The sequence below is a fragment of the Pseudochrobactrum sp. Wa41.01b-1 genome (genome assembly GCF_019464455.1).
GTDB lineage: Bacteria > Pseudomonadota > Alphaproteobacteria > Rhizobiales > Rhizobiaceae > Pseudochrobactrum > Pseudochrobactrum saccharolyticum.
In genome coordinates, this window is record NZ_CP080493.1 from 1326087 (window position 1) to 1341295 (window position 15209).

The 15209-nt window shown below is 51.2% G+C and carries 10 protein-coding genes, 1 tRNA gene and 1 pseudogene; 5 read left to right on the forward strand and 7 right to left on the reverse strand.

The features are described from left to right. Position 1 precedes the first annotated feature (1 nt). Positions 2-1249: a DUF459 domain-containing protein gene (locus K1X45_RS06250; protein WP_220160126.1), complete on the forward strand. Its 1248-nt coding sequence runs from the start codon at positions 2-4 to the stop codon at positions 1247-1249. A gap of 131 nt (positions 1250-1380) precedes the next feature. On the opposite strand, the gene K1X45_RS06255 is transcribed toward K1X45_RS06250, so the two are convergent. Continuing rightward, the gene (locus tag K1X45_RS06255; protein ID WP_220160127.1) at positions 1381-2850 is read right to left on the reverse strand and encodes a glutamate synthase subunit beta; all 1470 of its coding nucleotides are present in this window, start codon (positions 2848-2850) and stop codon (positions 1381-1383) included. A gap of 31 nt (positions 2851-2881) precedes the next feature. Next, a complete protein-coding gene (gltB, locus tag K1X45_RS06260) occupies positions 2882-7633 on the reverse strand; it encodes a glutamate synthase large subunit (RefSeq protein WP_220160128.1) in 4752 nt (1583 codons plus the stop codon). A 659-nt stretch (positions 7634-8292) separates the two neighbouring features. On the opposite strand from gltB, the gene K1X45_RS06265 reads away from it, so the two are divergent. After that, on the forward strand, positions 8293-9345 hold the full coding sequence (locus K1X45_RS06265) for a low specificity L-threonine aldolase (protein WP_220160129.1): 1053 nt from the start codon (positions 8293-8295) through the stop codon (positions 9343-9345). Positions 9346-9400: 55 nt separating this feature from the next. Here K1X45_RS06265 and K1X45_RS06270 read toward each other — a convergent pair whose 3' ends face one another. Then, positions 9401-9892: an Hsp20 family protein gene (locus K1X45_RS06270; protein ID WP_220160130.1), complete on the reverse strand. Its 492-nt coding sequence runs from the start codon at positions 9890-9892 to the stop codon at positions 9401-9403. Positions 9893-10143: 251 nt separating this feature from the next. Here K1X45_RS06270 and K1X45_RS06275 point away from each other — a divergent pair, with 251 nt between their 5' ends. Continuing rightward, complete coding sequence (locus K1X45_RS06275) at positions 10144-11133, forward strand: alpha/beta fold hydrolase (protein WP_220160131.1); 990 nt, start codon at positions 10144-10146, stop codon at positions 11131-11133. A gap of 10 nt (positions 11134-11143) precedes the next feature. Here K1X45_RS06275 and hisN read toward each other — a convergent pair whose 3' ends face one another. Both hisN and K1X45_RS06285 read right to left on the reverse strand, forming a co-directional pair. Further along, positions 11144-11935 carry a histidinol-phosphatase gene (gene hisN, locus K1X45_RS06280; protein WP_370627102.1) on the reverse strand — a complete coding sequence of 264 codons (792 nt, stop codon included), beginning with the start codon at positions 11933-11935 and terminating at the stop codon, positions 11144-11146. 306 nt (positions 11936-12241) lie between these two features. Continuing rightward, positions 12242-13150, reverse strand: coding sequence for an N-formylglutamate amidohydrolase (locus K1X45_RS06285; protein ID WP_220160133.1), 909 nt, complete (start codon positions 13148-13150; stop codon positions 12242-12244). A 428-nt stretch (positions 13151-13578) separates the two neighbouring features. On the opposite strand from K1X45_RS06285, the gene cpdR reads away from it, so the two are divergent. Together cpdR and K1X45_RS06295 are read left to right on the forward strand one after the other, a co-directional pair. After that, positions 13579-13941, forward strand: a complete 363-nt coding sequence (gene cpdR, locus K1X45_RS06290) for a cell cycle two-component system response regulator CpdR (protein WP_022709690.1) — start codon at positions 13579-13581, stop codon at positions 13939-13941. Between the two features lie 118 nt (positions 13942-14059). Then, positions 14060-14134: transfer RNA gene (locus K1X45_RS06295), tRNA-Val, on the forward strand. Between the two features lie 130 nt (positions 14135-14264). Here K1X45_RS06295 and K1X45_RS06300 read toward each other — a convergent pair. Then, a complete protein-coding gene (locus K1X45_RS06300; RefSeq protein ID WP_255560768.1) occupies positions 14265-14903 on the reverse strand; it encodes a LysR substrate-binding domain-containing protein in 639 nt (212 codons plus the stop codon). 78 nt (positions 14904-14981) lie between these two features. Further along, positions 14982-15155, reverse strand: a pseudogene (locus tag K1X45_RS16060) (LysR family transcriptional regulator); the annotation flags it as partial. Positions 15156-15209 lie beyond the last annotated feature (54 nt).

A 15209-nucleotide genomic window follows, 5' to 3' on the forward strand; every position in this document is an offset into this window, starting at 1 on the left:
TATGACAGATCAAACAGTCACACAGAACAAGATCAGAGCGGGCTTGCTCAGCCTGCAATCCTTAACTGTGGCTTTCGGCCTGACCGCATTGCTGGCAGCTCCCGCCACTGCACAGACACAAATGGCAGAGCCGGACAGTGCCCCTGCTCTCATTGCCCAGCAATATCCGCAGCAACAAAAACGCCGTACATTGCTGGATATATTATTCGGCAATCCCGCACAGCCCAGACAGCAGGAAGTCACCCGCCCTCCGGTACAGCAGCCGCAGCGGCGCTCGGCACCAGTGAAGAAAAAGCCCGTTGTCACCAAGCCTAAACCAGCCATTATTACACCGCCGCAACCGGAAGCCGTCGTAAAGAATCCCGATGCGCGGAAGATTATGGTTATCGGTGATTTCATCGCCGGTGGTCTTGCCGAAGGGCTGACAGAGACCTTTTCCCAGACAACAGATTTACAGGTCATCAACCGGACCAATGGCTCATCAGGCTTTGTTCGTCAGGATTATTATAACTGGAGCAAAGAACTTCCGGCCATTTTGACTGAGCAGAAACCTGCCGTCGTCGTTATGATGATCGGGGCGAATGACCGCCAGCCACTCACGCAGAAAAGCGTCAGTGTTGCAGCCGATACGGATGAGTGGAAGAAACTGTATCAGTCGCGGGTTGATGAATTTCTGCAGGTCACTGCAAAATCCGGCGTGCCTGTTGTCTGGATCGGCCAGCCGCCCTATCAATCTTCTTCGCTGTCTCAGACTATGTTGTCGCTGAACAAGATTTATAAAACTGCGGCAGAACAAGCCGTCACAACGGAAGATACAACACCTCAGGTTGTTTTCGCCGATGTCTGGGACGGTTTTGTCGATGATAAAGGCAGCTTTACTCAGACCGGTGTTGATGTGAACGGTCAGACGGTACGCCTGCGTGGCAATGACGGGATCAATATGACCGCAGCCGGCAAGCGAAAGCTGGCTTTCTATGCAGAAAAACCATTACGCCAGTTGCTAAAACTCTCATCACCGGATGCTCCTGTTTCATCTGACAGTAAAAGCAATGAGCCTATGGCTTTGCCGGTGCAGAAAGAAATCACCCGTATCGGGCCAATGAAACTCAATGATCTGGATCAGTCCGGTGATGATACATTGCTGGGTGATACAACAGTAATCAGCAAAACCGCTACTGCAGGCAACAAGCCTGCGCTGAAAACTGCTCCGCATGGCCGTGCGGATGATTTCAGCTGGCCACGCCCTTAAAAAAAAGCCTCAAGAGCGGCTCCGGTTAAGATTAAATAGCTGGAGCCGCTCTATCTTTTAGTTTACGCATTATCCTACGCAAAACCGCTTCACACTTTTGCTGGAAATGCTTTAGCGAGGCCTTTCTTCATTCACGCAGGCAAAAGACTTGCACCCATCAATTGCAGATCAATAGCTCTTGCAGCCTGCCGCCCTTCACGGATTGCCCAGACGACCAGTGACTGACCGCGACGCACATCACCCGCTGCAAAGAGTTTTGGTACAGATGTGTGATAATCCGTCTCATTGGCCATCACGCTCTCACTGCCACGGGCATCTTTTTTCAGCTTCAGCCTGTCACCGAGTTCCGGCAACACGCCTTGCTTGGCAGGGCCGCTGAAACCAAGGGCAATGAATGCCAGATCAGCCTGCAAAATGAATTCAGAACCGGCAATTGGCTTGCGTCGTTCGTCCACTGCACTGCAAAGCACATGGGTCAGTTGGCCGTCTTCGCCGCCAAAGCCAAGTGTTGCCACCTGAAACTCACGCATAGCGCCTTCCGCCTGACTGGACGAAATACGGATCTTTGTCGCCCAATAAGGCCACACGCCGAGCTTATCTTCCCGTGCCGGTGGTTCAGGACGAATATCCAGCTGCGTTACCTGCACTGCGCCCTGCCGGAACGCCGTGCCCACACAGTCAGAGGCCGTATCGCCACCGCCGACAACCACAACCCGTTTGCCTGCTGCCGAAATACTGTCTTCCAATGCCCAAGCACGCGACTGTTCATCTTCCCCTGCAACGCGGCGGTTCTGCTGCACCAGATAAGGCATGGCATCATAAACGCCGTTTAAATCAGAACCGGGCAAAGCCGGATCGCGTGGTGTTTCCGCCCCGCCGCAATAGAGCACGGCATCATAATCTTTGAGCAATTGCTTGACCGCAATGTCCTTGCCGATTTCCACACCGCAATGGAAAGTCACGCCCTCGCCTTCCATCTGGGCGATACGACGGTCAATCAGCTGCTTTTCCATTTTAAAATCAGGAATACCATAGCGCAGCAAACCACCCGCACGGCTTTCCCGCTCATAAACATCAACACCGTGACCAGCCCGTGCGAGCTGTTGTGCAGCGGCCAGACCTGCAGGACCCGAGCCGATAATCGCAACACGTTTTCCGGTCTTAACAGCCGCGATTTGCGGTTGTATCAGCCCCAGTTCGAAAGCCTTATCGGCCAGTGCCTGCTCAACGGTTTTGATGGCCACCGGCATATCTTCCAGATTGAGCGTGCAGGATTCCTCGCACGGCGCAGGGCAAATCCGCCCTGTAAATTCCGGAAAATTATTGGTGGAATGGAGATTGGCAATCGCCTCTTCCCACTGCCCCGCATAGACCAGATCATTCCAGTCCGGAATCTGGTTATTCACCGGACAACCGCTGTCACCGCTTTTATCGCCATGGCAGAACGGCACACCGCAATCCATGCAGCGTGCTGCCTGTTTCTGCACTTCCGGTTCACTCATCGGCAGAGTGAATTCACGAAAATGCCTGATGCGATCCGATGCCGGCTGATATTGCGCAACCTGCCGGTCGATCTCCAGAAAACCTGTAACTTTACCCATTTTAAAAACCTGTTCTTTTCTGAAGTGCGGATTATTCTGCGGCAACCGGATTGCGCAGAAGTTCCATCTCTTCCAAGGCACGGCGATATTCGACCGGCATGACTTTGACGAATTTCGGACGATACTGTTCCCAGTTATCAAGGATCATCCGTGCCTGCTCAGACCCCGTATAATGATGATGATTGGCCAGCAACTGTGCCAGACGCTCTTCATCGTGACGGGTCATATTGCCGGAAACATCCACGCGGCCTTTATGCATCAGGTCACCGCCGTGATGATGCAGCTTTTCGAGAATGTCGTCCTCTTCTGGCACCGGCTCCAGTTCGACCATCGCCATATTGCAACGCTGGGCAAAGTCACCGGCTTCATCCAGCACATAGGCCACGCCGCCGGACATACCGGCCGCAAAATTGCGCCCTGTCTCGCCAATCACAACCACCACACCGCCGGTCATATATTCGCAGCCGTGGTCACCCACGCCTTCAACAACTGCAACGGCACCGGAATTACGCACAGCAAAACGCTCGCCCGCCTGTCCGCGAATATAGCACTCACCTTCAATCGCGCCGTAGAGCACAGTATTGCCCGCAATAATCGCCTCATCGGCCTTGAGCCGGCTGTCTTCACTCGGACGGATAATAATCCGCCCGCCGCTTAAGCCCTTGCCGATATAGTCATTGCCTTCGCCATGCAGTTCGAAACTGATGCCATGTGCCAGAAAGGCTGCGAAAGACTGCCCTGCTGTCCCGTTGAAACGCACCTGAATCGTATCTTCCGGCAGACCTTTGTGGCGGTAACGGCTGACCAGCGCACCGGACAGCATCGCCCCTGCCGAGCGATCCGTATTTTTAATGCTGCGGGTAAGTGTAACCTTCTCACGATTTTCCAGTGCCGGTGCGGCAGCTGCAATCAGATCACGATCCAGCACATCATCAATCGGATGCTGCTGCAATTGCGTATGGCGCAGTTGTGCCTCATCGCCAGCAATGGCCGCATAAGGGCGATAGAAAATACGGCTGAAATCCAGTCCCTGTGCCTTCCAGTGATTAATCGCTGCCTGTTTTTCCAGCAGGTCTGAACGGCCGATAATCTGCTCCAGTCTGGTAAAGCCAAGCTCGGCCAGCAGCACACGCACTTCTTCCGCCAGATAGAAGAAGAAGTTGATCACATGCTCCGGTGTGCCTTTGAAGCGCTGGCGCAGCACAGGATCTTGGGTCGCCACACCAACCGGACAAGTATTGAGATGGCATTTGCGCATCATGATACAACCGGCAGCAATCAGTGGTGCGGTGGAGAAACCGAACTCATCCGCCCCCAGCAAAGCACCGATAATCACATCGCGCCCTGTGCGCAAACCACCATCGACCTGCAATGCAATACGCGAGCGCAAACCATTGAGAACCAATGTCTGATGGGTTTCCGCCAGACCTGTTTCCCAAGGGGAACCGGCATGTTTCAGCGAAGTCAGCGGCGATGCACCGGTACCGCCGTCATAGCCGGAAACGGTAATATGATCGGCACGTGCCTTGGCAACACCGGCAGCAACCGTACCGACACCGACTTCCGACACCAGCTTGACCGAAATATCCGCTTGCGGATTGACATTCTTCAGGTCGAAAATCAGCTGTGCCAGATCTTCAATGGAATAAATATCATGATGCGGCGGCGGCGAAATCAAACCGACACGCGGTGTTGAATGACGTGTCTTGGCAATTGTCGCATCCACTTTATGTCCCGGCAACTGACCGCCTTCACCGGGCTTTGCACCCTGCGCCACCTTGATCTGGATCATGTCGGCATTGACCAGATATTCCGTGGTCACGCCAAAACGTCCTGATGCCACCTGCTTGATCGCCGAGCGCTGCGGGTTTGGTGAACCGTCACGCAGCGGATAGAGACGATCCGGCTCTTCACCACCCTCACCGGTATTGGACTTGGCACCCATACGGTTCATGGCAACGGCCAGTGTTGTATGTGCCTCACGCGAGATCGAGCCGAAGGACATGGCTCCGGTTGAAAAGCGCTTGACGATTTCAGCCGCAGGCTCAACTTCTGCCAGATCAACCGGCCTCTTTCCGCGTTCACCTGCACGCTTGAGATGGAACAGGCTGCGGATGGTTTTGGCTGCCGCAGAACGGCTATTGAGCATTTCGGAATATTCCGCAAAGCTCTTCGGATTGTCATTGCGTACAGCATGTTGCAGCTTGGCCACCGCATCCGGCGACCACATATGCGCCTCACCGCGAATACGATACGCATATTCACCGCCCGCAGGCAGCGCACCGGTACCGCCGATTTCTTTCACAAAGGCCGTGTTGTGCCGTAGCACAGTTTCCTGCGCCACCTCAGTTAACCCCACACCTTCAATCATCGAAGCGGTGCCAAAGAAATACCGGTCAACAAAATCCTGTTTTAAGCCGATGGCATCGAAAATCTGCGCACCACAATAGGACTGATAGGTGGAGATGCCCATTTTTGACATCACCTTCAGCATGCCTTTGCCGATCGACTTGATATAACGGCTGACAATCTCACTGCTATCCACCTCAGGTGGAAAATCCCCGCGCTGATGCATGTCGGTCAGCGTATCAAAAGCAAGATACGGATTGATCGCCTCGGCACCATAACCGGCAAGGCAGCAGAAATGATGCACTTCGCGCGGTTCACCGCTCTCAACCACCAGCCCCACAGATGTACGCAGACCCTTGCGGATCAGATGATGGTGTACGGCAGCCGTTGCCAGCAAAGCCGGAATGGCGATACGGTCAGGCCCGACCTGCCGGTCAGACAGGATGATGATATTATAGCCGCCATGCACCGCCGCCTCCGCACGGTCGCACAGACGCGCCAATGTGCCATCCATACCTGCCGCGCCTTCATTCACCGGATAGGTAATATCCAGTGTCTTGGTGTCAAAACGGTCCTCCGAATGGCCAATGGAGCGGATTTTTTCCAGATCAGCATTGGTCAGGATCGGCTGGCGCACTTCCATACGCTTGCGCCGTGATGTGCCGACCAGATCAAACAGGTTCGGCCGCGGCCCGATGAAAGATACGAGGCTCATCACCAGTTCTTCACGGATCGGATCAATCGGCGGATTGGTGACCTGTGCAAAATTCTGTTTGAAATAGGTATAAAGCAGTTTGGCCTTGTCCGAGAGCGCGGAAATCGGCGTATCCGTACCCATCGATCCAACCGCTTCCTGCCCCGTTGTCGCCATCGGTGCCATCAGCAGTTTGGTGTCTTCCTGTGTGTAACCAAAGCTGCGCTGACGCTCGATCAGGCTGACATCACGGCGTAGTGCACGTGGTTCCACCGGTGCCAGATCTTCCAGCACCAGCTGTGTGTTTTTCAGCCATTGGCGATATGGATGCGCGCTGGCGATCTGGGATTTCAGCTCATCATCACTGACAATGCGCCCCTCTTCCAGATCAATCAGCAGCATACGCCCCGGCTGCAACCGCCATTTTTTGACAATCCGGCTCTCGTCCACCGGCAGTACACCCGCCTCCGATGCCAGAATAATACGGTCATCATCCGTCACCAGATAACGTGCAGGGCGCAGACCGTTACGATCCAGCGTCGCGCCAATCTGGCGACCGTCGGTGAAAGCAACGGCGGCAGGGCCATCCCAAGGTTCCATCAAGGCGGCATGATACTCGTAAAATGCCTTGCGCTCATCCGCCATCAGCTTGTTATTGCCCCAAGCCTCAGGGATCAGCATCATCATCGCATGGCTCAGGCGATAACCGCCCTGCACCAGAAATTCGAGTGCATTGTCAAAACAAGCCGTGTCCGACTGGCCTTCATAGGAGATCGGCCAAAGCTTGGAAATATCATTGCCGAACAGCTCGCTATCAACCGAAGCCTGACGCGCAGCCATCCAGTTCACATTGCCGCGCAGCGTGTTGATCTCGCCATTATGGGCAACCATACGATACGGATGCGCCAGTTTCCACGACGGGAAAGTATTGGTTGAAAAGCGCTGATGCACCAGTGCAATGGCACTCTCAAAACGCGGATCAGCCAAATCCTTGTAATAAGCACCGACCTGATAGGCCAGAAACATGCCCTTATACACAATAGTGCGGGCGGACATGGAAACAATATAGAAACCGTTGTCACGGCCTTCAGTTTCCTGAAAAATCCGGTTGGAAATCACCTTACGCAGCACGAACAACCGGCGCTCGAAATCATCATCACTGGCAATATTCGGATTGCGGCCGATAAAGACCTGACGATGCACCGGCTCGGTTGCAGCGATCTCCGGCGCTTTGGACAGTGAACTATTATCCACCGGCACGGTGCGGAAACCGAGCAATGTCTGGCCTTCTGCGGCGATCACTTCCGTAATCACCCGCTCCAGATGCGCACGCAGTTTTACATCCTGCGGCATGAAAATCTGACCAACAGCATAATGTCCGGCATCCGGCAGATGAATACCGGCTTTTGCCATTTCCTGTGCAAAAAACTGGTGCGGAATCTGCACCAGAATACCGGCACCATCGCCCATCAGCGGGTCGGCACCCACGGCACCGCGATGCGTGAGATTTTCAAGCATCTGCAAGCCGTCCAGCACAATCTGGTGCGACGGCACATTTTTCATCTGCGCAATAAAGCCGACACCACAGGCATCATGCTCATGTCGCGGATCATAGAGCCCTTGTTTCTTGGGCATAGTTCGGGATGTTTTGGTGGTTTTAGTCGATGTTGTGGTTTTGCCGCCTTTTTCTGTATGCGTATGAGCCTGAAATGCCCCAACAGAATGCGACTTGATCAACATCGAAACCTCCTTAGACCCGGTACAGGGCCATGTGCCGGCTCAGGCGTGCGGCACCAACCCGTCCTCCGGACGGGATAAAGACCGGAGCTGAAACAGCAGAATTGTTAAATGAGTTTGTGAAAATGCCTGTCCGTGCAGCGCACCAAAGGAAGCAGACAGCATAATACATCAGATTAATCATTGACCGGCCTCCCTTGTTGCTAAGCACGCTATGGCGTGCGCATGAACGGAATGCTCTCACCGGTTATCGCAACGGCTGCTTTGATTGCCATTGCGGAAAACAGGTGAAATCTTAGCATGAATTGCAGCAAAATTCGCCGGATTTTCCTTAGACCGAACTTCACTCAATAGGTCAGCATTGCTGCCCTATCATTTTATTGCAGAATATTTTCTGCTCTACAAGCACGAAATATTCAATTTTAAATCGATTTTTTGTAATTTTATTGCGTATTCAATTTCAGCATATGAAAAAACAAGGATTTAGCTGGCAGCACCAGACGCAAATGAGAAAAACTGCGTCAATGTGACCACACCGAAACTTGATATCAGGTTTCATTCGTGTGTCAGAAAAAACCAGCTATAAACACGCATCACATTAAACTGCACCCTCTAAACGATTTGCAGTTTAGTTCTTAGTCCTGATGCATACGGAGCTCTTGATGTTCTTCGCTTCCGATAACTGGGCCGGTGCCCATCCTGATATTAATGCCAATATTACTGCTCATGGCGGTGGTTTTGCCGCTTCCTATGGTGCCAGTGAGATCGACAAAAAGGTCGAGCAGCGCTTCAACGAATTATTCGAGCGTGAAGTTGCGGTTTATTTTGTCGGCACAGGTACAGCCGCCAATTCTCTGGCGCTGGCCAGCGTTAACCGTCCGGGCGGTGTATCGCTTTGCCATCGTGAAGCCCATGTGATCGAAGATGAATGCGGCGCACCGGAATATTTCACCGGCGGCGCCCGTCTGCATCCGGTAGACGGCGCTCTGGGTAAAATGGATCCGGCAAATCTGCGCAAGGAACTGAAACGCTTCAACCCCGCCTTCATCCATGCCGGTCAGCCAATGGCGGTTACAATTACGCAGGCTACCGAAATCGGCACGCTATATTCGCTTGATGAAATTGCCACGATTTCAGCGATCTGCCGTGAACATGATCTGCCGCTGCATCTTGATGGTGCACGCTTTGCCAATGCTCTGGTGACGCTGGGTGTTACACCGGCAGAAATGACGTGGAAACAGGGCGTGGATATTGTTTCTTTCGGCGGCACCAAAAACGGTTGCTGGTGTGCGGAAGCTCTGGTTTTCATGAACCCGCAACAGGCGAAAGACCTGCCTTTCATCCGCAAACGCGCAGCACAGTTATTCTCCAAAACCCGTTTCATTGCTGCACAGTTTGATGCTTATCTCAAAGATGACCTGTGGCTCAATCTTGCTCGTCATTCCAATGCCATGACAACCAGAATGGCAGATGCCATCAGAACTTCCGGCAAAGTGAAGCTGGCATGGCAGCCGCAAGCCAATGAAATTTTCGCCATTCTGAAAAAGTCAGACAGTGAAAAACTACTGGCACAGGGCGCAGTATTCCATGACTGGAACCCGCCACACAGCGCTGATCCTATTGCTGAGGACGAAACTTTCATTCGTCTTGTTACCAGCTTCGCCACTACGGAAGCCGAGACAGATAAATTCGTCAGCCTGATCAAAGCTCTTTAAACAAAGAAGGGCAGGAAATTTCCTGCCCTTTTTCATTATTCACAATATGTGCAGATCAGTTTTTGCTGATTGCTTTTGCATCAACTGTTTTGGCATCAATGCTTTGCGCAGTATCGCCCGAAACACTCGTCACATTAATCTTGCGTGGCTTCAGTTCTTCCGGAATCTCACGCTTTAGATCAATATGCAGAAGGCCGTTTTTCAGGCTCGCACCGGCGACCTCAACATGGTCAGCCAGATGGAAGCGGCGTTCAAACGCACGCGATGCGATCCCGCGATAGAGGAATTCTTTTTCACTGTCCGCTTCATCGGCAATCTTGGTGCCTTTGATGGTCAGCTGATTGCGGTGCGCTTCAATTTCAATCTCATTCTGATCGAAACCGGCCACAGCCATGGTAATACGGTAAGAGCTTTCACCGGTGCGCTCGATATTATAAGGCGGATAAGCCTGCGCACTTTCCGGCTGGCCGAGACTGTCCAGCATCGTGAACAAACGGTCGAAACCAACGGTTGAACGGTAAAGCGGAGAAAAATCAAAATGACGCATAAAATGCCCTCCTTCAGAGCGACGTTGCGTTAAAAGACTGTCTGAAAAACTCCCGTTATCGGCGAGCCTTTCTCGTTTGCGCAGCCCCTTATCAGGCGGCTACACCAATGATCTGGTATTACAGAAAACATATTTCAAGGGGGCAATTCCGGCATTTACAATTTGTCTTCCGCCCGCCATGATCCCGCTATATGCAGACCATATAAGAAGCATCGAAGCTTCACCGGCACGCAATGACAAGAGTAGCAGCAATGACAAATCCGTTTTTTGAGACAGAAAATAACAAGGCACCCGCAGGATTGCAGGCAGGCTATTTTCAGTCTGCCGACGGGTTTGAGCTGCGCTATGCCTTTTGCCCCTATGCGGAAGATACACCGCGCAACGGCACTGTCATTTTGCTCCACGGGCGCAATGAAGCCTTTGAAAAATATTATGAAACGATCAGTGATCTGAACCGGCGCGGTTTTTGTGTTGCGACAATGGACTGGCGTGGTCAGGGCGGATCGTTCCGCATTCTCAAAGATGCCGCGCGTGGCTATGTCCGCAAATTTTCCGATTACCGCAGTGATTTCGAGATTTTTCTCAAAACCATCATCATGCCGGACTGCCCGCCGCCCTATTATATTCTGGCACATTCAACCGGCGCATTAATCGCGTTACAATCGCATGAAATGCTGCAATCGCGTATCCGCCGCATGGTGCTGGTTTCCCCTTTTCTCGGGCTGGCGCGCAGCATCTTTTCAGACCGTCAGCTTAGGCCGCTTGCCACATTGCTGGCATCATCCGGTTTTGGCAGCCGCTATGCTGGTAAAGTCCCTTTGCAACTGCCGCCGGAGAGTTTTGACGGCAACCCGCTTACACATGATCAGACCCGCTATCTGCGCAATGCCGCAATCACCCGCGATCATCCGCAACTGGGTATCGCAGGGCCGACAATCCGCTGGCTGGCACAAACGCTCAATGCTATTCACAGCATCAATAATACGCAATTTTACGAGAATTTTGCGATTCCGACGCTGTTTATCGTTCCCGGTGCCGACCGTGTTGTCGATGGTAAAGCAGCAATGCGTCTTGCTGAAAAACTACGCAGTGCCTCTCTGATTACCATTGACGGTGCGCGACATGAATTATTGCAGGAAAGCGATTTTTATCGGGAGCAGGTCTGGGCAGCATTTGATGCATTCATACCAGGATCAAACGCGCCGGAACAGAATACTGAACCGGCGCTGATTGAAGCATAGGCCGCTGTAATCAGGCGTTCAGCAGTTTCAGAGCCTGTTCATGCAGAGCTGCCGAAGAAGCAGCAACAATATAGCCGCCCTTCTCCGCAGGCCCGCCATCGGCCTGCGTGATGACACCGCCTGCCTGTTCAATTACCGGAATTAGCCCCATAACATCATAGGGCTGCAAACCACTCTCAATCACCAGATCGGCAAAACCGGAAGCCAGCATTGCATAGGCATAGCAATCCACACCATAACGGGACAAACGCACCTGTGCTTCCAGACGATCAAACGCCTCGCGCTGCTTGTCTTTGAACAAAGCCGGTGACGTTGTGAAAACCGTTGCTTCCGACAAGTCTGTTGTCTGGCGGGTTTTCAGCTGCACATGCCCGCCATTGCCTGCATATTCCGGCCCGCTCCAGAACGCACCATCGCCCAGCGCATAAAACATCTCATTGGTGAAAGGCTGCGACATCATGCCGATACGGGCATCGCCATCGACCATCAGGCCGACCAACGTACCCCAAACCGGCAGTCCGGAAATAAAAGCACGGGTGCCGTCAATCGGATCAATTACCCAGATATGACTGCTGTCGAGATTTTCGCCGCCAAATTCTTCTCCCAGAATTCCGTGATCAGGGAAATGCTGATTGATCACTTTACGGATGGCTTTTTCAGCCTCGCGATCCGCTTCGGTTACCGGATCAAAACCGACAGTATATTTATTATCGATTGCGATTTTTTGCCGGAATCGCGGCAGGGTTTGTTCAGACGCTGCCAGCGCAACCTCTTTCAAAAACGACGAATTCACCACGAAAATTCACTCCATTTCACAGCAGGATTTTAGCATTTCGACGAAATTTCGGCGATATCTCTCATCAAAATGCTTGAGCTATAGCTTTTAGCCAAAGTATTTTGATGAAATATATCAATAAGTTAATTTGATTGTAACTTCAGAAAATTCAGAATTTTCATAAAAATGTCTGATTTTTCCGAATTCCGAATTGACCGTAACTCACCGGCAAAATAAAATAGTTAACGGACAATATGTCTGTTTTCGCCCGCAAGGGCGTTTCCTCCCTAGATTTTGGACCGCACTTTTGTGCGGTCTTTTTTTATGTATTTTTCATTCTGCGGCCTGCGGTTTCTGCAAAAATACATAATCCGGCAAGGCCGTCAAATCTGCCATGAATTGTGTCAGATCACAGCAAAGCCCTGCAAATGACGGCAGGTGCTCAAGGCTGTTTTCGTCGACATAGAGTGCGCGGTTCACTTCAATCTGCAAAGCATGGAAATCACGATGCGGGCGTCCGTAATGCTCGGTAATATAACCGCCGGCATAAGGCTTATTATGCGCAACATTATAGCCCATATTTTGCAACAACTCGATTGCCGCCCATGACAAGGCATCCGAACAGGACCGTCCGAAACGGTCACCGATAATGAAATCCGGTCGCCCTGCAATCCCGTTCTGACCGGCATTATCAGTCAGATCCATTCCGCTTGGCATAGAATGGCAATCCACCAGAACAGCATAGCCAAATTGTGCCCGCGTATCGCTCAGCAACTGTCCAAGCACATGATGATACGGCTTATAGATGGTTTCTATCCGGTCGAGCGCCTCACATAATGGCAGTCTGGATTTATAAATATCCTGACCTTCGCCAACGATTTTAGCGATTGTGCCTAAACCGCCTGCAACACGTGTTGATCTGATATTCGCATAAGACGGCACAGGTTCGTTAAACATTTTCGGGTCGAGCTCATAGGGCTCACGGTTCACATCCAGATAGGCACGCGGGAAATGCGCACGCAACAATGGCGCGCCCAGCGGCACAGCCATGGCGAATAATTCATCCACATAGCAGTCTTCCGACTGACGGATATCATGAGGGCTGAGACGGGATTGTTGCAGAAATGCCGCCGGATAATAATTGCCGCTATGCGGCGAATTAAAAACGAACGGTATGCGCTGTTGCGCCGGAGCACAGACTTCAAAAGGAGTGATTGTCTGAAAATCCCGTTGCAGGCTCATTCTTCACTTTCATATACTGCAAAGGCATATGCCCGGATTATTTGGCCGGATAGCCGGTTCATTTTTCAAGCCTAACTGATAATCCGGAAAAGCAAAGCCGGAATTGTCATATTTTGCCAGAAAATACCGGCAGCAGGCATTCAGTTTATTATTTAAGAACAATTTCATACCATCGCACATGACATTTTCTTGAACGGCCCTATATTGTATTTTTAACGTCGTTCTTGCCTGCCAAAATGCATAGGCAATAAAACACTTTTGCCCTGCCGGTCGCAGAGACGGGGCAGATTAATGGGAATGATTCATCCGATATTTACCAAAGCAGCGTCTTATAGGATCAGATTGAATCGCTTTTCTTGCCATTTTGTCACCGCAATATCATGCTGGGGACACGCAGATAAAAAGCGTACAGACATTCGGACGGACCAATGAAAAGAATTCTGCTTGCTGAAGATGATAATGATATGCGCCGTTTTCTGGTGAAAGCACTGGAAAAAGCCGGTTATCATGTCACCCATTTCGACAATGGAGCCAGCGCCTATGAGCGTCTGCGCGAAGAGCCATTCTCTTTGCTGCTGACGGATATTGTTATGCCTGAAATGGACGGAATTGAACTGGCACGCCGTGCAACCGAAATTGATCCTGACCTCAAAGTCATGTTCATCACCGGTTTTGCTGCTGTTGCCCTCAATCCTGATTCAAACGCACCGCGTGAAGCCAAGGTATTGTCCAAGCCGTTTCACCTGCGTGATCTCGTGAATGAGATCGAGAAAATGTTGCTGGCAGCCTGATTTCAGGTATCGGGATAAGCCTGTTGAAAAACAACAGGTAAAACAAAGTTTTTTCTCTTTATTCTTCAAAAGGGCATTGACGCGCGCGAACCAATATGGTGTATGCGCGTCATCGGATGGGCGTATAGCTCAGCGGGAGAGCACTACATTGACATTGTAGGGGTCACAGGTTCAATCCCTGTTACGCCCACCATCCGAATTCATTGATTTTACTTTTGTATTTCATGCCTCAAGCTAAACTACAATTGCACTCATTTTTCCAACAAGTTACAGATTAGGGGCATTTACTGCACCTTTCCATAGCAGCTGTAAGATGCACTTTTTCATAGAGTTGAAGCAGACAAGCTGTCACTCATAAACTGGATAAAATTATCAAGCACACTGGATTGAACCTGCATACGCGGACGTATCAACCAGATATTAAACTTAATCTCAGGTTCAAATTTTTTGACAACCAGCTCTCCATCCCGATAACCGGCTGCACTTATCGGGTCAACCACAGATACGCCCGCCCCTAACGCCACAAATGAACAGGCGGTTTCTGATTGACCTGTCTCAATCTGCATTTTGCGCGGTATCTGTAAATCATCAAAAATTTTATCAATCAGCATACGTGACTGATCCTGTGGTCCCAAAGATACAAAAGGCTGACCGGCAAGATCCTGTGCTTTGATGCTTTGTTTTTCTGATAATGGGTGCCCGACCGGCAAAATGCATACCGCTTTTAACGTCTGCAGCGGTATGCTTTCAATCTCATCCCTGTCCCCCGGAATAAAACTGATCCCGAAATCCAGCTGATGGCTTGCAACAGCATCAATCAGACTGCGTGAGCGCATGCTCTGCAAATGAAAAACTATATTGGGTCTTTCAGCAGCATAATCTGCAACAATTTCAGGCAGGACACGGCGAGCGATTGCCGGAAAGGCACCGAATGTAAGCGCTCCCCATTTCTGTTCTCTCAAAGCTGTGGCAACACGCGAAACGCGGTTTACGCCGGCAAACATTGCTTCAACCTCTACCAGCAGCGCTTCGGCCTCTCTAGTCGGGTGTAAACGCTTTCCTTTGCGTTCAAAAAGAGAAAAGCCGCAATAAAATTCCAGCTGATTGATCAGCTGACTGACTGCTGGCTGAGAAATGCACAGCAGTTCTGCCGCTCTGCTGACACTCCCCATCGACATAACGGCTTTAAACGCCTCAAGCTGCCTGATATACACCGCTCCTCCTTATTAGATTTTCTTATAATTATCTTAGAAAATAGTATTATTAAT

Coding starts and splice junctions, on each gene's coding strand:
- K1X45_RS06250 (WP_220160126.1), top strand. CDS start 2: ATGACAGATCAAACAGTCACACAGAACAAGATCAGAGCGGGCTTGCTC.
- K1X45_RS06275 (WP_220160131.1), top strand. CDS start 10,144: ATGACAAATCCGTTTTTTGAGACAGAAAATAACAAGGCACCCGCAGGA.
- K1X45_RS06255 (WP_220160127.1), bottom strand. CDS start 2,850: ATGGGTAAAGTTACAGGTTTTCTGGAGATCGACCGGCAGGTTGCGCAA.
- K1X45_RS06285 (WP_220160133.1), bottom strand. CDS start 13,150: ATGAGCCTGCAACGGGATTTTCAGACAATCACTCCTTTTGAAGTCTGT.
- cpdR (WP_022709690.1), top strand. CDS start 13,579: ATGAAAAGAATTCTGCTTGCTGAAGATGATAATGATATGCGCCGTTTT.
- K1X45_RS06265 (WP_220160129.1), top strand. CDS start 8,293: ATGTTCTTCGCTTCCGATAACTGGGCCGGTGCCCATCCTGATATTAAT.
- K1X45_RS06270 (WP_220160130.1), bottom strand. CDS start 9,892: ATGCGTCATTTTGATTTTTCTCCGCTTTACCGTTCAACCGTTGGTTTC.
- gltB (WP_220160128.1), bottom strand. CDS start 7,633: ATGTTGATCAAGTCGCATTCTGTTGGGGCATTTCAGGCTCATACGCAT.